Origin of the sequence: Buttiauxella cochleicola (assembly GCF_021282435.1) — a bacterium.
Lineage (GTDB): Bacteria > Pseudomonadota > Gammaproteobacteria > Enterobacterales > Enterobacteriaceae > Buttiauxella > Buttiauxella massiliensis.
This window is the reverse complement of the sequence record NZ_JAJSOT010000003.1, coordinates 36,166-56,949: the sequence shown is the minus strand read 5'-3', so window position 1 is coordinate 56,949 and position 20,784 is coordinate 36,166. Positions and strand designations below refer to the sequence as shown.

The following is a 20,784-nucleotide window of genomic DNA, read 5'->3' as shown; positions in this document are numbered from 1 at the left end:
CCGTCAGGCGAATCTGGCTATTCGCTTTGTCATACAGGTTGGCTTTGTGATTTCGATTTTCGAATAACTCGTTGAAACTGATGTGGCTCGGGGTTATTTTTTACAACATCAAAACAGTTAATGGTTATTAAAATGAAAAAAATCCGTTGGGGCATCATTGGTACAGGAACGATTGCTAAAAAATTCGCCGGGACTCTGGGTTACTTATCAGATGAGTGTGAATTTGTTGGTGTAGCCTCACGCTCTATTGAAAATGCAGAAGCTTTTGCAAAGCAATATGGTGCGAAGAAAGCCTTTGGCAGTTATCAGGAACTGGCGCAGAGTGCTGATATAGATGCAGTGTATATCGCAACGCCGCATAACTCACATTATGAAAATAGCTTACTGTGTTTAAAAAATAACAAGCATGTTTTATGTGAAAAAAGCTTCACAATTGATGTAAGCCAGGCTGAACATTTATTTAAACAAGCCTCTGACAATAGTTTGTTTATTATGGAAGCGTTCTGGACGAAATTCTTACCGGCATATGCGGAAATACATAAAATTTTGAACAGTGGCCAACTGGGAGATGTGGTTAATATAGCTGCAGATTTTGGCATCAACCCGCCTGGTAGCAGAAATGATCGTAAAATAAATCCTGAGCTTGCGGGTGGTGCACTTTATGATGTGGGGATTTACGTTATTGGTATTACCTGCATGCTATTAGGATATGAACCTAAAAGCGTTGTCTCTAATGCTGTGTTATCTGACGGTGGAGTCGATCTGTCAAGTTTCTACTTTATGCAGTATGAAAGTGGGCAAGTTGCTTTGCTAAGCTCATCCGTAGAAGCATTGTCACGCCAGCAAGCGATCATTCAATGTAAAAATGGCTATATTGTTATCGATACACCACACGCTGCAAATGGATTTACGGTTTACCAGAATGACAATAAAAAAGAGTATAACTTCCCGTTTGATTTCGATGGCTTCGAGTATCAATTAAGGCACACCAACGATTGTATTCGCCAGGGGAAAACGGCGAGTGACATAATGAAACCACATGACACAATCGCCGTTTTAAAAATTATGGATAATATGCGTAAAGAATGGGGGATGAAATTCCCCTTTGAAATCTAATTTGACCCGTTGAAATAAAACCCGGAAGTGAGTCTTCATTTCCGGACCCAACACAACCGCCAGGTTTATGGCTAAGCCCTTGATGATTTTCTAACAACGAGTTTTAAACCAGCTAGCGAATCTGGCTATATCGTTAACTGAGGCAGGCAATATACTTTTCGCCTGAATGGCGCACTATCTCATCCGCATTTTTTGCGATCTCCTTTCCTTCAAACGCGCCATAGAGATTCGAAAATTTCAGGCAATCCAATTGGCGGATAATGTTACCGACCGTCGCTGCTGGCAGCGGTAGCATATTGGGATAGCTCCACATGAAAGACACCGCATCCGCGCCCGGGGTGACCTGGACAGTGTCCCCACAAAGCAGCATTCCTTCATCTTTTGCCCAGTGCAGAACGCTGCTGCCGGCGAAATGCCCACCGAGCCGTAATAGAGTGACGTCAGTGACCAGTTTAAGGGTGTTACCTTCCCAAAGGGTAATCCACGGACTATCGCGCATGATCCACTGGCTATCGCTGGCATGAAGGTAAATCGGGGCTTCAAACTCGGCGGCCCAATCCTGCATGGTGCTGTAGAAATGAGGATGCGATATGGCGATAGCTTTGAGACCGCCGAGTGAATGAATCAGCGTTTTTGTGGCGTCATCGAGCGTGGCAATGCAATCCCACAGAATATTACCTTCCGGCGTTCGCAGAAGAAAAGCGCGTTGACCGATCGCAAACTCAGGCACAGTTTGAATGCTGAAGAGGTGGGTTTCGTGCTGTTTCCATGTATTGGTATGTGAACTAAAAAGGCTGTCAGAATCGACCCATTGCTGCCCCCTCACGGGTAGATACTGACGCTCATCTTTGCAGATTTTGCAATGTGCCGGGTGGGAAGCGCTGGCCTCATAGGATGTGCCGCAGGCTTTGCATAACGTGATCATTGAGTCGTCCTCTCTGTTCTGGTGTCTTTTAAAACACAGTCAGCCTGGCACAACGGTACATATGGATGTGCCAGTTAGTGCTGCGAGAGAATTATAGAAACCCACAAAAACAAAAAAGCCCGCTTAAGTTTCCTTAAGCGGGCTCTCGAATTTGGCTCCTCTGACTGGACTCGAACCAGTGACATACGGATTAACAGTCCGCCGTTCTACCGACTGAACTACAGAGGAATCGGTTAACGGGGCGCATATTAACGATTCGAGGGGGGCATGTCAAAGGGTTCACGAAAAAGTTTTTTGTTTGCTCTTTTTATAGTCAACATGTTGAGTATTAAGGCGAATTTGTCTTATCTGCAATCAGTAAATACAAATCACGCTCCGGCCCATTTCTCCGCTCAATAGTAACCATTATTTATCTATGGACTATGTTGGTGCAAAGACGCATAAATCTTGAACATCACAGCTTTATTGTTAAGCAGATGTGATCCCCGCTGTAAATTCATTGCGTTGTACCGGAGCGCATTAAACGGCGCTCTATACTCAAATAAGTCTGAATCCAGGCACCGGGTGGCCAAATCTGGCAACCATTTTGCTTAATGTTCAAGGCTGTGAAAATCGTAAGGAAACCCCGTAAGGAAACCTCGCTGTAGCCACAGGAAATTGACTGGATAGTGCATTTTGTTCGCGTTTTTGCTTTTGAAATGGCTCTTACACCGTTTTGCATAAACCTCTTTGCTGATTTGCTAAGGAACATACAAATGTCGCTGAAATTGATCAGAAGTCCTCTTTCTCTGGTGTTGGCTGGTTGTCTGGTAACGGCGTTTTCCGCCCATGCCGATATTGTCATTGGTGTCGCAGGGCCGTTTACAGGGCCGAACGCGACTTATGGCGATCAGTACTGGCATGGCGCGACTCAGGCCGCCGAAGATATTAACGCTGCCGGTGGGATTAACGGCGAAAAAATCAAACTGGTGCAGGGCGATGACGCCTGTGAACCAAAACAGGCGGTTTCCGTAGCTAACCGTTTGGTTGACCAGGACAAAGTGAAGGCCGTGGTCGGCCATTTCTGTTCTTCATCTACTATGCCTGCCTCGGAGGTTTACAACGATGCGGGCATTCTCGCCATCACTCCCGGATCGACCAACCCGCTCATCACCGAGCGTAAAATGAACGATATGTTCCGCATGTGCGGTCGTGATGACCAACAGGGGCAGGTCGCCAGCGATTTCATTATCGATAAGCTCAAAGCCAAACGAGTAGTGATCATTCACGATAAAGACACTTACGGGCAGGGGCTGGCGGATGCTACCAAAGCGGCACTCGCAAAACGTGGCGTTAATGATGTGATGTACGAAGGTCTGTCACGTGGCGAAAAAGATTTTAATGCGCTGGTCACTAAAATCAGTGCGCAAAAACCAGACGTGGTGTTCTTCGGCGGTTGCCACCCGGAAGCGGGGCCACTTGTACGCCAGATGCGTGAGCAGGGCGTGCAGGCTAAATTCTTCTCCGGCGACTGCATCGTGAACGAAGAGATGGTGACTGCTGCAGGCGGCCCGCAATATACCAACGGCATTTACATGACCTTCGGTAAAGATCCTCGCTTGATCCCTGATGGCAAAGCGGTAATCGACAAATTCCGCGCCAGCAAATTTGAACCTGAAGGTTACACCCTCTATTCCTACGCTTCTGTTCAGGCCATTGCTGCGGCATTTAAAGCCACTGGCGGTACAGATTCAGCCAAAGCCAGCGCCTGGCTGAAAGCAAACCCGGTGGATACCGTGATGGGCAAAAAAGCCTGGGATGATAAAGGCGACCTGAAAGTCTCCGACTATGTCGTCTACCAGTGGGATGACAAAGGAAAATATAAAGAAGTCCAATAATATCGGGATTTGTAGGGGGGATAAGCGGTAGCGTCATCCACCATTTTCGCCTTTCATTGCTGGTGAAAGTATCGGTTGACGCTGCGTTTACCCGACCTACAAAAGAAGCTTGTCCTCCGCGCTAAAAGAGATTGCCTGCCTATGGACGCATTCTTCCTGCAACAATTGATCAATGGCGTAACGCTAGGTTCCGTCTACGGGTTGATAGCTATTGGCTACACCATGGTTTACGGCATTATTGGCATGATTAACTTCGCCCACGGCGAAGTGTATATGATCTCCGCTTATCTGTGCGCCATCGGGCTTGCGCTGCTTTCGTTCTTTGGTTTGCACTCGTTTCCTTTACTCATTCTCGGCACGCTGGTGTTCACCATAGTGGTGACGGGCGTGTACGGCTGGACCATCGAGCGCATCGCTTATAAACCGCTGCGCAACTCTACCCGTTTAGCACCGCTGATTTCCGCAATCGGCATGTCGTTAATCCTGCAAAACTACGCACAAATCAGCCAGGGGCCGCGTCAACAGGGTATTCCAACCATGCTTGATGGCGTATTCCGTTTTCATATTGGTGAAGGATTTGTGCAAATCACCTTCACCAAAGTGTTCATCCTGATTGCTTCGTTTGCTGGCATGTTGCTGCTCACCTGGATTATCGGCAATACCAAACTGGGGCGCATGTGCCGGGCGGTGCAGCAAGACCGCAAGATGGCCTCAATTCTGGGGATTAATACCGACCGTATTATCTCGATTGTGTTTGTGATTGGTGCGTCAATGGCGGGGCTGGCGGGTGTGCTTATCACCATGAACTACGGCACTTTCGATTTCTACGCGGGTTTTATTATTGGTATTAAAGCGTTCACCGCGGCGGTATTGGGTGGGATTGGATCGCTACCCGGCGCGATGCTGGGCGGGCTGATTCTGGGGATTGCTGAGGCGCAATTCTCCGGCATGGTGAATTCCGATTACAAAGATGTGTTCTCGTTTGGGCTACTGGTGGTGATCCTCATTTTCCGTCCCCAGGGGCTGCTTGGCCGACCCATCGTTGCCAAAGTGTGAGGGAGCAAAACATGACATCAGAAACGGCTTTGCATGAAGGCTTTTCCCTCAAACGTTGCTTACTGGATGCGATTTTCGCAGGGCTGGTGGCGTTAATAGTTTTTGGCCCGATAGTCGGTGTGGTGCTTGATGGGTACAGCTTTAACTTCGAAGGACAGCGGCTGGTGGCGATTATCGCGGTGGTGATGGTTGGGCGCTTTTTGCTGAGTGCTTTTTTTACCACCTCGACCGGAATGCGTTTTTTAAGCCGCTTTGAAACGGATAACTCGGGCGTGTATGTGCGCCCGCCAGAATATAAAAGCCGTATGCGCTGGATTATTCCACTGGTGATCGGCCTGGCGATTTGCTTCCCGTTTGTTGCGACCAAATACGTGCTGACGGTGGCGATCCTCGGGCTAATTTATGTCCTGCTGGGCCTAGGGTTAAATATCGTCGTTGGGCTCGCAGGCTTGCTGGACTTGGGTTACGTCGCATTCTACGCCATTGGTGCGTATGGACTGGCGCTGGGTTACCAGTATCTCGGACTCGGGTTCTGGTCGATGTTGCCACTTTCGGCGCTGATGGCGGCAGCAGCAGGGGCTTTGCTCGGTTTCCCGGTTTTGCGCATGCACGGTGATTACCTGGCGATTGTCACCCTCGGCTTCGGGGAAATTATCCGCCTGGTGCTGAATAACTGGCTGACGTTTACCGGTGGGCCGAACGGCATTTCCGCACCGCCTCCGACGCTGTTTGGCCTTGAATTTGGGCGGCGAGCCAAAGAAGAAGGTGGTGTTCCGTTCCATGAGTTCTTCCATCTCACCTATAACCCCAATCTAAAGTTTATTTTTATCTACGCCATTCTGGTGTTGGTGGTTTTGCTGGTGCTGTACATCAAACACCGACTGACGCGTATGCCGATTGGCCGTGCCTGGGAGGCGTTGCGGGAAGATGAAATTGCCTGCCGATCCATGGGTCTGAATCATGTTCTGGTTAAACTCTCAGCTTTTACCCTGGGCGCTTCAACGGCGGGTATTGCTGGTGTATTTTTCGCGACCTATCAGGGTTTTGTTAACCCCACATCATTCACCTTCTTTGAATCAGCGTTAATCCTCGCCATTGTGGTGTTGGGCGGGATGGGGTCGACAGTGGGCGTAGTGCTGGCAGCGTTTGTGCTGACGGTTACGCCTGAACTACTGCGCAGTTTTGCCGAATATCGCGTGCTGCTGTTTGGCATGTTGATGGTGGTAATGATGATTTGGCGGCCACGGGGGCTGATTCGCATCAACCGCAGCGGCTTTGCGGTGCGCAAGGGAGTGGCACCATGAGCGAGATGATATTAAGTGTTGAACATTTGATGATGCACTTTGGCGGCATTAAAGCGCTCAACGACGTAAATCTTGAGGTGCGCCGTGGGTCGATTACCGCGCTGATTGGCCCTAATGGAGCTGGCAAAACCACGGTGTTTAACTGCCTGACCGGTTTTTATAAAGCCTCCGCTGGCAACATCTTGTTTAACACGCGTGATAAAACTACCAACGTGATTCAGATTCTGGGGCAGAAATTCCAACCGGGTGACTGGATTAACCCGGCGCGGCTCGGTTCGCGCATTTTCTACAAAATATTCGGTGGCACGCATCTGGTGAACCGAGCAGGGCTTGCGCGCACCTTTCAGAATATCCGTTTATTCCGGGAAATGTCGGTGGTGGAAAACCTGCTGGTGGCGCAGCACATGCAGGTAAACCGCAATTTACTGGCGGGTGTGCTGAATACGTCAGCCTATCGGCGTGCCGAAAGCCGTGCGCTGGACAGCGCGTTTTACTGGCTGGAAGTGGTGGAGCTGGTGGATTGCGCCAATCGCCTGGCGGGAGAGATGTCCTACGGCCAGCAGCGGCGCCTCGAGATCGCCCGCGCCATGTGTACCGCACCGGAGATGATCTGCCTTGATGAACCGGCTGCAGGTCTGAACCCGGTTGAAACTCGCACCCTGAGTAAGATCATCCGTTTCCTGCGCGACCACCACGGCATCACTGTTTTGCTGATTGAACATGATATGGGCATGGTGATGGATATTTCCGACCACATTATTGTGCTCGATCACGGCGATGTGATTGCCGAGGGCAAACCTGAACAAATCCAACATGATGAAAAAGTGATTGCCGCCTATCTGGGCACCGACGAAGACGAGGTCAGTGTATGAGTGAGGCGATGCTGGAGTTTAGAAATGTGGATGTTTTTTATGGTGCCATTCAGGCGCTAAAACAGGTTTCTTTGCAGGTCAACGAAGGGGAAACCGTGGCGTTGATTGGGGCTAACGGGGCCGGGAAATCAACGTTGTTAATGTCGATTTTCGGCCAGCCACGCATTCGCGGCGGGCAAATCCTGTTTCATGGTGAAGATATCAGCCATAAATCGACGCACTTTGTGGCGTCAGGCGGAATCGCACAGGCTCCTGAAGGGCGGCGAATATTCCCGGATATGACGGTCGAAGAAAACCTGCTGATGGGTACCATTCCCATCGGCAACCAGTTTGCCGCGCAGGATTTGCAAACTATGTTTGATCTATTCCCGCGTTTAAAAGAGCGCCGTAAACAGCGGGCGATGACCATGTCCGGTGGCGAGCAGCAAATGTTGGCGATTGCGCGTGCGCTGATGAGCCGCCCGAAACTATTGCTGCTGGATGAACCGAGTCTTGGACTCGCGCCAATCGTCGTGAAGCAAATCTTCCAGACGCTGCGTGAACTTGCACGTAACGGTATGACGATTTTCCTGGTGGAGCAAAATGCGCACCACGCTCTGAAACTTTCCGACCGGGGATATGTGATGGCAAACGGGCAAATAAGGTTGAGCGGCAGCGGGGCGGATTTGTTGGGTAATGAGGAAGTGCGCAAAGCGTATTTGGGTGGAGTTTAGAAATTCGGTATAGCCTAAATAATTCGGGTTGCAGGAAGGCGGCAAGTGAGCAAATCCCCGGGAGCTTACTTGAGTAAGTGACCGGGGTTTGAGAGTGCAGCCAACGCATCTGCAGCCTGAAGTATGACGGCTATAAAAAAATACTTTGCAGGATAAGCGATTGTAAATCATTATTTGAAATGTGGTTTCACTTCCTCCCCCAAGGTCAATCTTGAACTTAAAAGCAGCACTTCATCAGCGCGTGGAAAAAACTCGCTGGTACGCCAAACGGAAAAGCAACCGAGTCCTGTTCTGGCGCGAAATTACACCCCTTGCGGTGCCTATCTTTCTGGAAAATACCTGCGTATTACTGATGGGAGTCCTGAGCACCTTCCTTGTGAGTTGGCTAGGAAAGGAAGCGATGGCAGGCGTCGGGCTTGCCGATAGCTTCAACATGGTGATCATGGCATTTTTCGCGGCAGTGGATCTCGGTACTACAGTTGTGGTGGCATTTAGCCTCGGTAAACGCGACCCTAAACGTGCGCGAGATGCCGCACGACAGTCATTGATATTAATGACAATTATTGCGATTTTCCTGGCGGCCGGCATTCACCTGGCAGGTGAGCATGTCGTTAACGTTATTGCTGGGGCTGCCACACCTGAAGTGAAAGCATTGGCACTCTCGTATCTGCAAACCACTGTATGGAGCTACCCGGCAGCGGCGATTGCGCTTATCAGCAGCGGCGCATTGCGCGGGGCAGGGAATACCAAAATCCCATTGCTGATTAACGGCGGGATGAACATCCTCAACATTATTATCAGTAGCGTCTTGATTTACGGTGCGCTGGGCTGGAACGGGCTGGGCTTTTTTGGTGCTGGACTGGGCTTAACTATTTCACGTTATATCGGCGCTATCGGTTTCGTTTATGTGCTGGTGATTGGCTTTGCTCCTTCTTTGCGTATCTCGCTAAAAAGCTATTTCCGTCCGCTCAAAGTCGGCATTTTGTGGGAAGTGCTGGGGATTGGTATTCCGGCCAGCATTGAGTCTGTGCTGTTTAACGCCGGTAAATTGCTGACGCAGATGTTTGTCGCCGGAATGGGCACTAACGTGATTGCCGGTAACTTTATTGCTTTTTCGATTGCGGCACTGATTAACCTGCCGGGGAACGCCTTAGGTTCGGCTTCGACTATTATCGTCGGCAAGCGGCTTGGGAAAGGGCAAATTGGCCAGGCCGAACGGCAGCTGCGCCATGTGTTCTGGCTATCCACTCTTGGCCTGACGATTATCGCCTGGGGAACCGCGCCTTTCGCCGGATTGATGGCCTCGTTCTATACCCATGAAGATGATGTAAAAGAAGTCGTCAAAATACTGATTTGGCTGAATGCCGCGTTTATGCCGATTTGGGCTGCGTCATGGGTTTTACCTGCCGGTTTGAAAGGGGCGCGCGATGCCCGTTTTGCCATGTGGGTATCCATGGCGAGCATGTGGGGCTGTCGCGTGGTTGCAGGCTACACATTAGGGATTGTGCTGGAAATGGGCGTAGTCGGTGTCTGGATGGGGATGTTCTTCGACTGGACGGTGCGCGGCGTGTTGTTCTACTGGCGAATGGTCAGTGGACGCTGGCTGAAAAAGTACCCGCGTCTTAAAAGAGAACCGATTTCACAAACAGAATAAAGCTCTTACTGGAAGCTTTCGAACGCTATCTTAATTGCTCCGTGTGTTTATTGAACTCACGGGGCGATTTTCGTTTAAAACCATGATATTCATCACCCTGCAATGTCTCGTTTTGACTAGTAACGTAAAGTTACTGGCAGTGAAATATTCTAAAATGTTATTAATTGCCGCAAGCAATGACTTTGGTGAATATAACAGGAAGACGAGGTAGTGATGAGCACAACGACAAGGAACACGGAAGGTCGTCTAATGACAGGATTTCTCAACGCCGTTGAGAAAGCAGGAAACAAATTACCCGAACCCGCATTAATCTTTTTCTATTTTTTACTGGTGGTGATGGCGATGTCAGCGGTGCTTTCCACCGTTGATTTTGATGTCGTCAACCCTGTGACCAATGAAGCAGTCAGAATTAATAACCTGCTTTCGGCACAGGCATTAACCGTCACCCTTTCCTCAATGGTGACCACGTTTACCACCTTTGCACCGCTGGGGATCGTGTTGGTAGCGATGTTAGGTGTGGGTGTGGCAGAAAGCTCGGGCTTTATTAATACCGGCCTGAAAAAAATGCTGCGTGTGACGCCGAAAAAACTGCTTACGCCAATGATTATTTTCGTCGCGATGTTCAGCCACGTAGCAGCCGATGCAGGCTATGTGCTGGTTATTCCATTGGGCGCAATTATCTTTATGTCTGCTGGACGCCACCCGTTGGCGGGCATTGCAGCGGCATTTGCCGGGGTTTCTGGCGGCTTTGCGGCCAACATGGTGCCAACCGGTAACGATGCATTGCTGCAAGGTTTTACCCAAACTGCCGCGCAGTTACTGGACGGGACCTATACCGTCAACACCTTGTGTAACCTGTTCTTCGGTATCGGTTCGACAGTGATGATTACCCTGGTTGGTTGGTGGGTGACTGAACGTATTGTTGAGCCACGCGTGTCGAAACTAGAGATCGACGGCGATTATCAACATAACGAAGATATGAGCAGCTACACCGCTGCGGAAAGCCGTGGCTTTAAAGTCGCGGGTCTGGTGATGGTTCTGGGGTTGGCAGGTCTTGCGGCGCTGGCATGGCCTGAAACTTCGCTGCTTCGTAGCCCAACTGATGGCTCACTCACCAGTTATGGTGCGCCAATCATGAAATCCATAGTGCCATTGATTTTCCTGATCTTTATCATCCCTGGTATTGTCTACGGCTTTGTGGCTGGCACCTTTAGCCGCGGCAAAGATGTCATCGACGCGATGAACCAATCCATGAGCAAAATGGGTTCATACATGGTGATGGCTTTCTTCTGCGCCATGTTTATCAAAGCGTTTGGCGATTCCAATATTGGTACGCTGATTGCGCTGGCTGGTGCTGATGTTCTGAAAACCATGGCGCTGCCGGGCGAAGCCACCATCATTGGTATGATTCTTCTGACCGCTGTCGTGAACATCCTGATCGGTTCTGCATCTGCAAAATGGGCGCTGTTGTCACCAATTATGGTGCCAATGCTGATGGCGGTGGGTATCTCCCCTGAACTGACTCAGGCGGCGTTCCGTATCGGTGACTCCACCACCAATATTATTACTCCGCTGATGGTCTTCTTCCCGCTGGTTGTGGTGTATTGCCAGCGCTACGTGAAGTCCACTGGCGTGGGCACGCTGGTGTCGATGATGATGCCTTACTCGGTGATCTTCTTCATCTGCTGGAGCATCTTCTTGCTGGTGTGGTGGGCGTTGGGTCTGCCGCTGGGCGTGAATGCGCCATATACCTATCCGATTCAGTAAGTGTTTTACAAACCGGCCGCAGCAGTGGCCGGTTTTGCTTTAATGCGGGAAAAGGTTTTGCAGCACATCGCAACGCTGTTTCACCGCTTCATGCAGCAACCGCACCGTGGTGGAAAGCTGCTTGCGATGCGGGCAAATCATATTTAGCGGCACGCTATCACCCTGATACTGCGGCATAATTATCTTCAATCGGCCTTCGTTCACATCTTCGCTGACATCCAGCCAGGATTTATAGGCAATCCCTTCCCCCGCTACGGCTAAACGGCGGATCACTTCCGCATCATCACTCACAATGGCACTTTTCACCGCCACATGATGTGTATCGCCATCTAAAGTTAACGTCCATTTGTCATAGACCCGGCCACGAAGCGCGTAGGTTAGCGCGTCATGTTGCACCAGTTCGCTGATGGTTTTCGGCTCTCCGCAACGTGCAATATAAGAGGGAGAAGCGACGATAACGCGCCGATTATTGGGGGCCAGCGGCAGCGCTACATACGAAGCGTCATCGTTATTGCCATAGCGGAACGCGACATCCACCGGATCTTTGAATACATCGGCAATCTGGTCGGAGAACAAAATTTTCAAATGTAACGCCGGGTGCTCGCGACGAAACGCCTGAAATACCGTTAAAAGCATATTTCGCCCTAAATCTGACGGCACGGCGATTTGCAGTACGCCACGGACTTCATCGGTTGCGGGCTGAATTTGTTCAAATCCGGCTTCAAGAGTTTGTAGTGCAGTAACAGCATATGGCAGCCAGGTTTCACCTTCTGGTGTCAACCGCAGGCTGCGCGTAGAGCGGGCAAATAAACGAGTATTCAGCGTTTGCTCGAGGCGTTTGATGGCAGTGCTGACCTGTGCAGGCTGCAATCCCGCTTCACGCGCGGTATCACTAAAACTGTTTAAGGCGGCGGCTCTGACAAACAAAGTAAGGTCTTCCAGCCTGAGCATTTTCACTCTCCGAGTATAAGTGTTGTTTTCTAAGGGCTGTTTTTCGCCAGCAGCACACCTTGTACCATGAGTTCATTCACTCGATGAACCCTTTAATCTCTGGAGCAACCATGAAAGCTATCGCGATTACTCAAGCTGCACAAAATGGCACCAATCTGGAATCTCTTAGTGAGATTACTCTCCCGACACCGGTCGCTACAGGGCACGATTTGCTGGTAGAAGTAAAAGCAATTTCGGTGAACCCGGTCGATACCAAAGTGCGTGCAGGCTTTAAAGCGGAGCAGCCGCGTGTATTGGGTTGGGATGCGGTCGGCGTGGTTGTGGCGACGGGTGAAAATGTTTCGCTGTTTAAGGTTGGCGATGAAGTGTGGTACGCCGGTTCGCTTACTCGCCCAGGCAGCAACAGCGAATTCCAGTTGGTGGATGAGCGTATTGCCGCGTTGAAACCAAAATCTATCGATAACGCATCCGCAGCGGCAATGCCTTTAACGGCAATCACCGCATGGGAAATGTTGTTTGATCGCCTCGGTGTGAAAGAGGGTGGTAGCGATAATGATGTACTGCTGATTGTCGGTGCTGCGGGCGGCGTGGGTTCTATCCTGACGCAGCTGGCGCGTAAACTCACCAACATTACCGTGATCGGTACCGCATCACGTCCGCAAAGCCAGCAATGGGTGGCGGATTTAGGGGCGCATTATGTTATTGACCATAGCAAGCCGTTGACTGAAGAAATGGCGCGTATTGGCGTGAAAAATGTTACCCATGTTGCAAGCCTCAACCAGACCGACAAACACTACCAGCAACTGATTGAAGTACTGGCACCTCAGGGGAAACTGGCGCTGATTGATGACCCTGAAACACTGGATGCACGCCCGTTGAAAGTGAAAAGTATCTCCCTGCATTGGGAATTTATGTTCACCCGTTCCATGTTTGAAACCAGCGACATGATTGAGCAAAACCGTCTGTTAACTCGCGTGGCAGATTTGATTGACCAGGGCGTACTGAAAACGACACTCGGCGAACATTTCGGCACCATTAACGCCGCTAACTTGCGCCGCGCCCATGAATTAATTGAAACCAACCGCGCGGTCGGTAAAATCGTCCTCGAAGGCTTCTAATTACATAAAAATCATAGAGAAAATATCATGGACATTATTCATTCAGCAGCATCACGTTATTCCACCAAAGCATTCGATCCCGCTAAAAAAATTAGCGAAGAAAACATTGAGAAAGTGAAGGATTTACTGCGTCTCAGCCCGTCCAGCACCAACTCGCAGCCGTGGCATTTTATTCTGGCGAGCACTGACGAAGCGAAAGCGCGCATCGCGAAAGCGACATCAGGCTTCTACGTTTTTAACGAACGCAAAGTGCTTGATGCCTCGCACGTTGTGGTGTTCTGCGCCAAAACGGCAATTGATGAGACTCACCTGTCAAAACTGTTGGACCAGGAGAATGCCGATGGCCGTTTTGCCAGCCAGCAGGCGATGGAAGGGCAGCACAAAGGTCGTTCTTATTTTGTGAATATGCACCGCTTTGATTACAAAGATGCGCAGCACTGGATGGAAAAGCAGGTTTATCTCAATGTTGGCAACTTCTTGCTGGGTGTTTCCACTCTGAACATTGATGCGGTACCAATCGAAGGTTTTGACGCCCGTATTCTCGACGAAGAGTTCGGCCTGCGTGAGAAAGGTTTCACCAGCCTGGTTATCGTGCCAATTGGTTATCGCAGCGCGGAAGACTTCAACGCGGCGTTGCCAAAATCGCGCCTTGAGTTCAGCGAAATTTTAACGGAATGCTAAATATGAGTGATAACACACTGTCGATCATTGCTGTACTGAAGGCAAAAGAAGGGCAACAAGATAACCTGAAATCTGCATTACAGGCGCTGATTGCACCGACGCGCCAGGAAGAAGGTTGCCTGGATTATGCGTTGTTCCAGCTCCAGGATTCGCCGGACACGTTTTACATGCGCGAGTCATGGAAAGGGCAGGAAGCGCTGGATGTACACATCGCATTACCGCATTTCCAGGCGTTTATTAAGCAGATGGATGCGCTGCTGGCTGAGCCATTACAGCTTATTCGTTTGAATGCGGTTGAGCCATAAACCCTGCTTTTTGAGCGACAAAACCGAGGCCGCCACAGTATCTGTGGCGGCCTTTTTCTAGTTTTTTGTGCGAGCCACCCACGCCTGAAAGAAATCAATAAACACGCGTACTTTCTCAGGAACATGGCGAGTGTTGGGGTAAAGCGCATAGATGCTCTGGCGAGGAAACTGGTGGTGACTCAGTACCGCCTGTAACTGACCCGAGGCGATAGCCGGGCGCACCAGCCACTCGGGTAAGAGTGCGACACCTGCACCTGCAAGGGCAAAGGCCAGCAGCGCGGATGCGCTATCTGCGACGATACTGGGCGGTTCTTCCACATCGAATAATATTGCCTGCTGTTCTGGGATGGTCACTTGCCAACTAAGAGGCGAAGCCAGGCGGCTGTGTGCAAGCCATGTGGCTTGTGCCAGCTGAGCCAGGTTTTCTATGGGATGTCCGGCCAGATAAGCAGGGGCGGCAACGGGTAAAATCGCGAAACTATCGACAGGTGCGGCCCGATGATTCGAATCCGCAAGCTGGCCGAGGCGGATAGCCACATCGAAGCGTTCCGCTATCAAATCCGCATGATATGAAGAAGAGACGTGCTGGATGCGCAGTTGCGGATGTTCACGCGAAAATGCCGCAAGCGCAGGCACCACCACCTGCGAGCCATATTCCGGCGTGCTGGTGATACGCAAAACACCGCTCAGCCCTTTATGATCACGTTGCACATCGTCCAGCAGGTTTTGAGCTTCCTCAAGCAGATGCTGGCACCGGGGATAGAAATGCTCCCCTGCATCAGTCAGTGAGAGCCGCCGGGTGCTGCGCACCAACAGCGATACGCCTGATTCTGCCTCAAGCTGTTTGATGTTAAAACTCACTACCGCTTTGGTCAGGCCCAGCGCAGTAGCCGCTGCGGTGAAACTCCCGGCCTTCACCACTGCGACAAATATGGTTAAGCGTTGCAGATTCAGCACAATAACCCTCATCACTGTCAAAAATATTTTGACAGTGTAACGCCTGCCAGACGATTTATCCCTCTCTTCCATACCGCTACACTCCGTCGCCTCTAACCGGAGGTTTTATGCGTTATCGCACCAAAGTTGCCATTGTTTATCTGCTGGGGTTTTTCGTTGATTTGATCAACATGTTTATCGCCAACGTCGCTTACCCGGCTATCGGGCGCGGGCTTGGGGCTTCAGTCAGCGAGCTTTCCTGGGTCAGTAACGCTTATATTTTAGGACTGACGCTGGTGATCCCGCTGAGTGCCTGGCTCGCGCAGCGCCTGGGTGGGCGCACTGTTTTACTGCTTTCGCTGAGTTCATTTTTGCTGGCGACATTGGGCGCGGGTATGGCGCAATCTATCGAGCAACTGATTGGCTGGCGGCTATTGCAGGGCCTGGGCGGTGGACTGCTGATCCCGGTTGGGCAGACGTTGACCTACCAGCTTTATCGCAGTCATGAACGCGCCGCATTATCGGCGGCGATAATGTTAGTGGGCCTGTTAGCTCCGGCGCTGTCGCCTGCGATTGGGGGTGTGATTGTCGATTCACTCAGCTGGCGCTGGGTTTTCTTCGCCAATCTACCGCTTGCTTTCATCGCGCTGCTGCTGGCGGCAGTCTGGCTACAAAAAGAACCTCGCACCACGCAGCCCACGGCGTTGGATTTTATCGGCCTGGGCAGTGGCTGCTGTGCGCTGATGTGTACTTTACTCGGCTTCACGATGCTTGCTGAAAACGGTCAGATGTTGAATGGCATCGTATTGTTGCTATGCGCGATAACGCTGTTTGCAGGGTTCTTTCGCCATAGCCTGCGTCATCCGCAACCGCTGATTAATCTCCGTCTGGTAAAGGAGCCTTTATTACGCAGCGCCATGATGATTTATCAATGTATTCCGGGGATGTTTATTGGCGTCAGCCTGATAGCTACGCTTTGGCTGCAAAACCAGCTTAACCTCAGTGCTACGCGAGTCGGCAGCCTGATGGTGCCCTGGTCGATGGCTTCTTTACTGGCGATAACGTTCACCGGAAAACAGTTCAACCGTTTTGGCCCACGCCCTATGTTGATAACGGGTTGTCTGCTGCAAGGGCTGGGTATTCTGGCGTTGACCCTGGTTCATAGCGCGGAACAATATCCACTTCTGCTGGTTGCTTTCGCCATGATGGGGTTCGGAGGTAGCTTGTGCAGCAGTACCGCGCAAAGTTGCGCCTTTTTACAGGTGGCCGATGAGCAACTCGGCCAGGCAAGCGCACTATGGAACATCAACCGCCAACTGAGCTTTTGCATGGGCATATCGGTGTTGAGCCTGCTGCTCAATACCTTGCTGGAAACGCTTCCTCCGATAACGGCTTATCAATGGTGTTTTTATCTGGCGGCGGCCAGCACATTAATTCCTGCGCTGCTTTGTCTGCGCATCGCTAACGGCGCTATCTTGCGTCAACTCAAGGCTCAAAAGGAGAGAAGATGAATCGCTATATTCAGGAAGTGATAGAGGCTCACGTAGCAATCGAAAACTGGCTTGGCAAAGGAGAAGGAGACGTGCAGGCTCTGCTGGCTCGATTTTCGCCGGAATTTACCATGGTCACACCCGGTGGCAAGACATTGAATTTTGAATCATTGAGCGCATTTTTTCTGGCCCAGCGAGCCGCAAAACCTGGATTGAAAATTTCACTGGACCAGATAACAGTGATAGCCGAGTGGCCAGCCGGTGCGGTGGTCAGCTATAGCGAGTGGCAAAGTTTACCGGGGCAAGAAAATACGCTGCGCCATTCCACCGTCGTATTCAGTAAGACGGATTCTGATCTGCTCTGGTTACGCTTGCACGAAACCGCCGCGGTTTAAGCGTTAAATTAAACGTTCCGTTTGTGGCGCGCGAGAATGCTGACTCGCGCAATACTCACCTTGTTGCACATAACCGATATGGTCGGCCATAAGCTGGGCTTCGTGTTCGCTGTGCGTCACCAGCAATGCTGTTTGCCCGGCGTCACGCAAAATATCGCGAACTTCCGTCCCAAGGCGTTGGCGCGTTTTCTTGTCCAGACTCGAAAACGGTTCGTCTAACAGCAGAATTTCAGGGTGCGGTGCTAACGCTCGTGCCAGTGCAATACGCTGTTGTTGCCCACCAGAAAGCTCATGAGGATAACGGCTGGCATGGCTGTGTAATTCCACCATTTTTAGCAGTTCGGTGACACGAATTTGTTGCTCGTCACGCGGCAAGCGACGCAGGCCAAACGCGACGTTTTGCTGGGCGGTCAGATGCGGGAACAGCGCATATTCCTGAAACACCATGCCGACGTGGCGCTTTTCCGGCGGCAGATGCACGCCCGCTCCGGCGACTCGGCGCTGTGAAACATAAATCTCACCGTGTTGCAGACGTTCAAACCCCGCCACAGCACGCAGAACCGTGGTTTTGCCGCAGCCAGAAGCACCAAGCAGGCAAGCGAGTTCGCCTTTGCGCACCGACATCGAAAAGCCTTTCAATACCGTTTGTTGGCTGTTGCCATAAGCAACGTGCACATCCTGTAGGCGTAATGCAATTTCTGACATAACTTCTTCCTTAGCCCTGGCGAGTCATCTGGTGACGAACCAACAAAATAACCGGCAATGTGCCCGTGAGAACAATCATCAAGGCGGCGATGGCCCCTTCTTCATAGGTACCGCGCGCGGCTTCTGCATACAGCAACGTCGCCAGTGTTTCGAAGTTTACCGGACGTAAAAGCAGGGTGGTCGGCAGTTCTTTCATCGCATCGGCAAAAACTAATAACGCACTGCTGACTAACGCCGGGCGCAGTAGCGGGAAATGAATCCGGGCAAATGTTCCCACACCGTTTTCCCCTAATAAGCGCGATGCTTGTTCAAGGGAAGGAGGAATGCGGCTTAAACCGGAGTCTAAAGCGCCAATGGCGATCGCCTGAAAACGCATAGCACAGCAGATAACGAGCAAAACTCCGGCTGACATCAGCGGCAAGCCGCGAACGTCCATTAAATCCGCCAGCCAGCGGTCTACTGCCATCGCAGGTGTCAGAAAACCAATGGCCAGAATGGTGCCAGGAACCGCGTAACCTAATGATGAAAGGCGCATTACGCCACGGCGAAAACCAGGCATAGCGTTGTCTGCGGCGCTGTGACGTGCGCTCCAGGCAACCAGTAAGCTGACACAAACCACGACTAGCGTGGTTCCCGCCGCCAGTGAGAGCGTATTTTGTAGTGCTGCGAGTAACGAAGGCGAGAGGGCATTTTCCTCGCCCAGCCGTTTTGCGCTTTCCCAGGCTAAAAATATCACCGGGGCCAAAAATCCCAGGATAACAGGCAATGCGATGACAGAGCCAAGCAGCCACCCACGCCAGCCCTCTATTCGTGTTGGTTTAATTTTGCGTAGGCTACGACTGCTGAAACCTTGTTTTTTGCGGCCATAAAACTCAAGAGTCAGGATGCAGAAGATAAACATCAGCATCATGCAGGCGATTTGCGCAGCAGAGGCGAGGTCAGAACGCGAAATCCAGGTGGTGTAGACCGTGACGGTTAAGGTTTGCACACCGAGGAATTCTGAAGCGCCGATATCATTGAGTGTTTCGAGAAGCGCAAGGCTGATACCCACCGCTAATGCCGGGCGAGCCATAGGGAGAACAACGCGAAAGAAAGTGCCCGTGGCACTGCAACCCAGTGTGCGTGCCGCTTCCAGCAAATGAGCGGGCTGGCTGATAAACATGGCGCGGGTCGTCAGATAAACATAAGGATACAGCACCAGACCCAGCAGAATGATAGCGCCAGGCAGCGAGCGCAAATCAGGTAACCGGAATTGCCTGGGACTATCGAAACCGAGCAAAAAACGGATGAAGGTTTGCAACGGGCCGATAGGATGCAATAAATCAAGCCAGGCGAATGCCACAATATAAGTGGGCATCGCCAGCGGTAGCAGGAGTGCCCAACTGAGAATTTTGCGTCCCGGAAAATGCCAGGCTGTTACTGCCCATGCGCTACCCACACCAATTACGCCGACCATTACTGCAACACCCGCCAGTAATAGCACGGTATTTTTGAGCACCGTTGGCAGCACAAAAGTAATGAGATTATCCCAGTGCGAGAAATCCGCCTGAGTGGCTTGCCAGATAAGCGCAACGATAGGTGTCAGTACGCCAAGCGCGATACACAGTGCGCCGAGATGGAGCGGCGTCAATAATGACTGCGGCCCGGAAACCAGGCCGCGTAACGTCGGAAGACGAAGTGATTTATTGATCGAATCCAACTTTATCTACCAGCAGGCTCGCTTGTTTACGATGTTTCACGATTTCGGTTAACGGGATTTTGTCCACGTCAATTTCACCGATGGTTGCACTGATAACCGGATCAAGGGTCACGCCCTTGAGTACTGGGTATTCAAAGTTGGCTTTTGCGTAGATTTGTTGGGCTGGTGCAGAAACCAGATATTCCATCAGTTTCACCGCATCGGCTTTATTTGGTGCAAACTTCGCGACTGCTGCACCACTAATATTGACGTGCGTGCCGCCTTGTTCGAAGGTTGGTTTCACGACTTTAATGGCATCGCCCCATTTACGCGCATCGCTGCCTTCTTTGGCATTTTTCATATGGCCGATGTAGTAGGAGTTCGCAAGACCAATATCGCAAATGCCGCCGAGGATATCGCGAGCTACGTCACGATCGCCACCGGTGGCTTTACGTGCCAGGTTAGCTTTCACGCCGCGTAACCACTCCTCGGTTTTCGCTTCGCCGTGGTGGGCAATCATGGCGGCAATAAGTCCGGTGTTATAAGGGTGCTGACCGGAACGAATACACACTTTACCTTTATAATCAGGGCTGGAAAGTTGCTCGTAGTGCCAGTTATCAATTGGCATAGATTTATCGGCGTAGAGCACACGGGCACGCATCGACAGCGCAAACCATTGGTTGTCTGCACCACGTAAATTTGCCGGGATGGCTGTTTTGAGCGTTTCCGACTCCACAGGCTGTGTCACGCCTGCTTCAACCAAATCGATGAGATTACCCGCATCGACGGTCATTAATAGGTCTGCGGGGGAATTTTTGCCTTCTGCTTTAACACGTTCAAGCATGCCATCCTTGATGTAAACCGTATTCACTTTTACACCGCTGGATTGTGTCCAGCTGTCGAGTAATGGCTGAATCAGGCCCGGTTCACGAGTGGTGTAGAGAGTCAGAGTATCTTGCGCAAAAGCCGGCAGACTTACCGATAAGACCAGTGCCGATGCAAGCGTGATACGGCGCAGTCCGGTGCGAGGCAGAGCATTCATCGTTTATATCCCAGAGTGATTGGAGCTTCTTTGAGTCCCGAACAGGTGAAACTTCCTTTAGGCAGGCGAACGATAAATGATAATCACTAACAGTTACAATCATCGCAAAGTTTAAATGATTCACATTTACACAACTTTAATCGGCGATGTGAATTGACGCTTAACAGGGGAGAAACAATCAGGGAGTGGGGAGAATGGC

19 protein-coding genes and 1 tRNA gene are annotated in these 20,784 nt (G+C 51.0%); 13 read left to right on the top strand and 7 right to left on the bottom strand.

From position 1 onward, the window contains the following. Window positions 1-132 precede the first annotated feature (132 nt). Complete coding sequence (locus LVQ77_RS09165) at window positions 133-1,116, top strand: Gfo/Idh/MocA family protein (RefSeq protein ID WP_232904266.1); 984 nt, start codon at window positions 133-135, stop codon at window positions 1,114-1,116. 133 nt (window positions 1,117-1,249) lie between these two features. Here the strand turns inward: LVQ77_RS09165 and LVQ77_RS09160 are convergent, their stop codons facing one another. Continuing rightward, window positions 1,250-2,041: an MBL fold metallo-hydrolase gene (locus LVQ77_RS09160; RefSeq protein WP_232904265.1), complete on the bottom strand. Its 792-nt coding sequence runs from the start codon at window positions 2,039-2,041 to the stop codon at window positions 1,250-1,252. Window positions 2,042-2,193: 152 nt separating this feature from the next. Further along, a tRNA-Asn gene (locus LVQ77_RS09155) sits at window positions 2,194-2,269 on the bottom strand. Window positions 2,270-2,796: 527 nt separating this feature from the next. Between LVQ77_RS09155 and LVQ77_RS09150 the strand changes: the two genes are divergently transcribed. The 7 genes from LVQ77_RS09150 to LVQ77_RS09120 all read left to right on the top strand — a co-directional run bounded on the left by LVQ77_RS09150 (window position 2,797) and on the right by LVQ77_RS09120 (window position 11,284). Beyond that, window positions 2,797-3,918, top strand: a complete 1,122-nt coding sequence (locus tag LVQ77_RS09150) for a branched-chain amino acid ABC transporter substrate-binding protein (RefSeq protein WP_034458282.1) — start codon at window positions 2,797-2,799, stop codon at window positions 3,916-3,918. A gap of 141 nt (window positions 3,919-4,059) precedes the next feature. After that, entirely contained in the window at window positions 4,060-4,974 is a 915-nt protein-coding gene (locus tag LVQ77_RS09145; protein WP_232904264.1) for an ABC transporter permease subunit, read from the top strand. Between the two features lie 11 nt (window positions 4,975-4,985). Beyond that, entirely contained in the window at window positions 4,986-6,278 is a 1,293-nt protein-coding gene (livM, locus tag LVQ77_RS09140; RefSeq protein WP_232904263.1) for a high-affinity branched-chain amino acid ABC transporter permease LivM, read from the top strand. Continuing rightward, window positions 6,275-7,150, top strand: coding sequence for an ABC transporter ATP-binding protein (locus LVQ77_RS09135; RefSeq protein ID WP_232904262.1), 876 nt, complete (start codon window positions 6,275-6,277; stop codon window positions 7,148-7,150). Before livM ends, LVQ77_RS09135 begins: the two co-directional genes overlap by 4 nt. Beyond that, entirely contained in the window at window positions 7,147-7,863 is a 717-nt protein-coding gene (locus tag LVQ77_RS09130) for an ABC transporter ATP-binding protein (protein ID WP_232865300.1), read from the top strand. Before LVQ77_RS09135 ends, LVQ77_RS09130 begins: the two co-directional genes overlap by 4 nt. A 211-nt stretch (window positions 7,864-8,074) precedes the next feature. Then, window positions 8,075-9,517, top strand: coding sequence for an EmmdR/YeeO family multidrug/toxin efflux MATE transporter (locus LVQ77_RS09125; RefSeq protein WP_151994322.1), 1,443 nt, complete (start codon window positions 8,075-8,077; stop codon window positions 9,515-9,517). 249 nt (window positions 9,518-9,766) lie between these two features. Continuing rightward, a complete protein-coding gene (locus tag LVQ77_RS09120) occupies window positions 9,767-11,284 on the top strand; it encodes an AbgT family transporter (RefSeq protein WP_232904261.1) in 1,518 nt (505 codons plus the stop codon). Between the two features lie 39 nt (window positions 11,285-11,323). Here the strand turns inward: LVQ77_RS09120 and LVQ77_RS09115 are convergent, their stop codons facing one another. After that, window positions 11,324-12,235: a LysR family transcriptional regulator gene (locus LVQ77_RS09115; protein ID WP_232865303.1), complete on the bottom strand. Its 912-nt coding sequence runs from the start codon at window positions 12,233-12,235 to the stop codon at window positions 11,324-11,326. A gap of 110 nt (window positions 12,236-12,345) precedes the next feature. Between LVQ77_RS09115 and LVQ77_RS09110 the strand changes: the two genes are divergently transcribed. The 3 genes from LVQ77_RS09110 to LVQ77_RS09100 are packed head-to-tail and all read left to right on the top strand — an operon-like array spanning window position 12,346 to window position 14,339. Then, window positions 12,346-13,353, top strand: coding sequence for a zinc-binding alcohol dehydrogenase family protein (locus LVQ77_RS09110; RefSeq protein WP_232904260.1), 1,008 nt, complete (start codon window positions 12,346-12,348; stop codon window positions 13,351-13,353). Between the two features lie 27 nt (window positions 13,354-13,380). Beyond that, window positions 13,381-14,034 carry an oxygen-insensitive NAD(P)H nitroreductase gene (gene nfsB, locus LVQ77_RS09105; protein WP_232865305.1) on the top strand — a complete coding sequence of 218 codons (654 nt, stop codon included), beginning with the start codon at window positions 13,381-13,383 and terminating at the stop codon, window positions 14,032-14,034. Between the two features lie 2 nt (window positions 14,035-14,036). Further along, window positions 14,037-14,339, top strand: a complete 303-nt coding sequence (locus LVQ77_RS09100; protein WP_232904259.1) for a putative quinol monooxygenase — start codon at window positions 14,037-14,039, stop codon at window positions 14,337-14,339. A gap of 57 nt (window positions 14,340-14,396) precedes the next feature. Here LVQ77_RS09100 and LVQ77_RS09095 read toward each other — a convergent pair whose 3' ends face one another. Continuing rightward, window positions 14,397-15,296 carry a LysR family transcriptional regulator gene (locus tag LVQ77_RS09095; RefSeq protein WP_232904258.1) on the bottom strand — a complete coding sequence of 300 codons (900 nt, stop codon included), beginning with the start codon at window positions 15,294-15,296 and terminating at the stop codon, window positions 14,397-14,399. Between the two features lie 107 nt (window positions 15,297-15,403). On the opposite strand from LVQ77_RS09095, the gene LVQ77_RS09090 reads away from it, so the two are divergent. After that, window positions 15,404-16,786, top strand: coding sequence for an MFS transporter (locus LVQ77_RS09090; RefSeq protein WP_232904257.1), 1,383 nt, complete (start codon window positions 15,404-15,406; stop codon window positions 16,784-16,786). After that, the gene (locus LVQ77_RS09085; RefSeq protein ID WP_232904256.1) at window positions 16,783-17,160 is read left to right on the top strand and encodes a DUF4440 domain-containing protein; all 378 of its coding nucleotides are present in this window, start codon (window positions 16,783-16,785) and stop codon (window positions 17,158-17,160) included. The genes LVQ77_RS09090 and LVQ77_RS09085 overlap by 4 nt, the downstream gene beginning before the upstream one ends. A gap of 3 nt (window positions 17,161-17,163) precedes the next feature. Here LVQ77_RS09085 and LVQ77_RS09080 read toward each other — a convergent pair whose 3' ends face one another. Genes LVQ77_RS09080 through LVQ77_RS09070 form a run of 3 tightly spaced genes read right to left on the bottom strand, consistent with a single transcriptional unit; the run spans window position 17,164 to window position 20,585 of the window. Beyond that, window positions 17,164-17,865: an ABC transporter ATP-binding protein gene (locus LVQ77_RS09080; RefSeq protein WP_232904255.1), complete on the bottom strand. Its 702-nt coding sequence runs from the start codon at window positions 17,863-17,865 to the stop codon at window positions 17,164-17,166. Between the two features lie 10 nt (window positions 17,866-17,875). Then, window positions 17,876-19,564 (bottom strand): ABC transporter permease, encoded by a 1,689-nt coding sequence (locus LVQ77_RS09075; RefSeq protein WP_232904254.1) that lies wholly within the window; start codon window positions 19,562-19,564, stop codon window positions 17,876-17,878. After that, window positions 19,548-20,585 (bottom strand): extracellular solute-binding protein, encoded by a 1,038-nt coding sequence (locus LVQ77_RS09070; protein ID WP_232904253.1) that lies wholly within the window; start codon window positions 20,583-20,585, stop codon window positions 19,548-19,550. The genes LVQ77_RS09075 and LVQ77_RS09070 overlap by 17 nt, the downstream gene beginning before the upstream one ends. Between the last annotated feature and the right edge of the window lie 199 nt (window positions 20,586-20,784).

Excerpts from the sequence above, each read along its gene's own strand:
- LVQ77_RS09165 (WP_232904266.1), top strand. The coding sequence starts at position 133 with ATGAAAAAAATCCGTTGGGGCATCATTGGTACAGGAACGATTGCTAAA.
- LVQ77_RS09160 (WP_232904265.1), bottom strand. The coding sequence starts at position 2,041 with ATGATCACGTTATGCAAAGCCTGCGGCACATCCTATGAGGCCAGCGCT.
- LVQ77_RS09150 (WP_034458282.1), top strand. The coding sequence starts at position 2,797 with ATGTCGCTGAAATTGATCAGAAGTCCTCTTTCTCTGGTGTTGGCTGGT.
- LVQ77_RS09145 (WP_232904264.1), top strand. The coding sequence starts at position 4,060 with ATGGACGCATTCTTCCTGCAACAATTGATCAATGGCGTAACGCTAGGT.
- livM (WP_232904263.1), top strand. The coding sequence starts at position 4,986 with ATGACATCAGAAACGGCTTTGCATGAAGGCTTTTCCCTCAAACGTTGC.
- LVQ77_RS09135 (WP_232904262.1), top strand. The coding sequence starts at position 6,275 with ATGAGCGAGATGATATTAAGTGTTGAACATTTGATGATGCACTTTGGC.
- LVQ77_RS09130 (WP_232865300.1), top strand. The coding sequence starts at position 7,147 with ATGAGTGAGGCGATGCTGGAGTTTAGAAATGTGGATGTTTTTTATGGT.
- LVQ77_RS09120 (WP_232904261.1), top strand. The coding sequence starts at position 9,767 with ATGACAGGATTTCTCAACGCCGTTGAGAAAGCAGGAAACAAATTACCC.
- LVQ77_RS09115 (WP_232865303.1), bottom strand. The coding sequence starts at position 12,235 with ATGCTCAGGCTGGAAGACCTTACTTTGTTTGTCAGAGCCGCCGCCTTA.
- LVQ77_RS09110 (WP_232904260.1), top strand. The coding sequence starts at position 12,346 with ATGAAAGCTATCGCGATTACTCAAGCTGCACAAAATGGCACCAATCTG.
- nfsB (WP_232865305.1), top strand. The coding sequence starts at position 13,381 with ATGGACATTATTCATTCAGCAGCATCACGTTATTCCACCAAAGCATTC.
- LVQ77_RS09100 (WP_232904259.1), top strand. The coding sequence starts at position 14,037 with ATGAGTGATAACACACTGTCGATCATTGCTGTACTGAAGGCAAAAGAA.
- LVQ77_RS09090 (WP_232904257.1), top strand. The coding sequence starts at position 15,404 with ATGCGTTATCGCACCAAAGTTGCCATTGTTTATCTGCTGGGGTTTTTC.
- LVQ77_RS09085 (WP_232904256.1), top strand. The coding sequence starts at position 16,783 with ATGAATCGCTATATTCAGGAAGTGATAGAGGCTCACGTAGCAATCGAA.
- LVQ77_RS09080 (WP_232904255.1), bottom strand. The coding sequence starts at position 17,865 with ATGTCAGAAATTGCATTACGCCTACAGGATGTGCACGTTGCTTATGGC.
- LVQ77_RS09070 (WP_232904253.1), bottom strand. The coding sequence starts at position 20,585 with ATGAATGCTCTGCCTCGCACCGGACTGCGCCGTATCACGCTTGCATCG.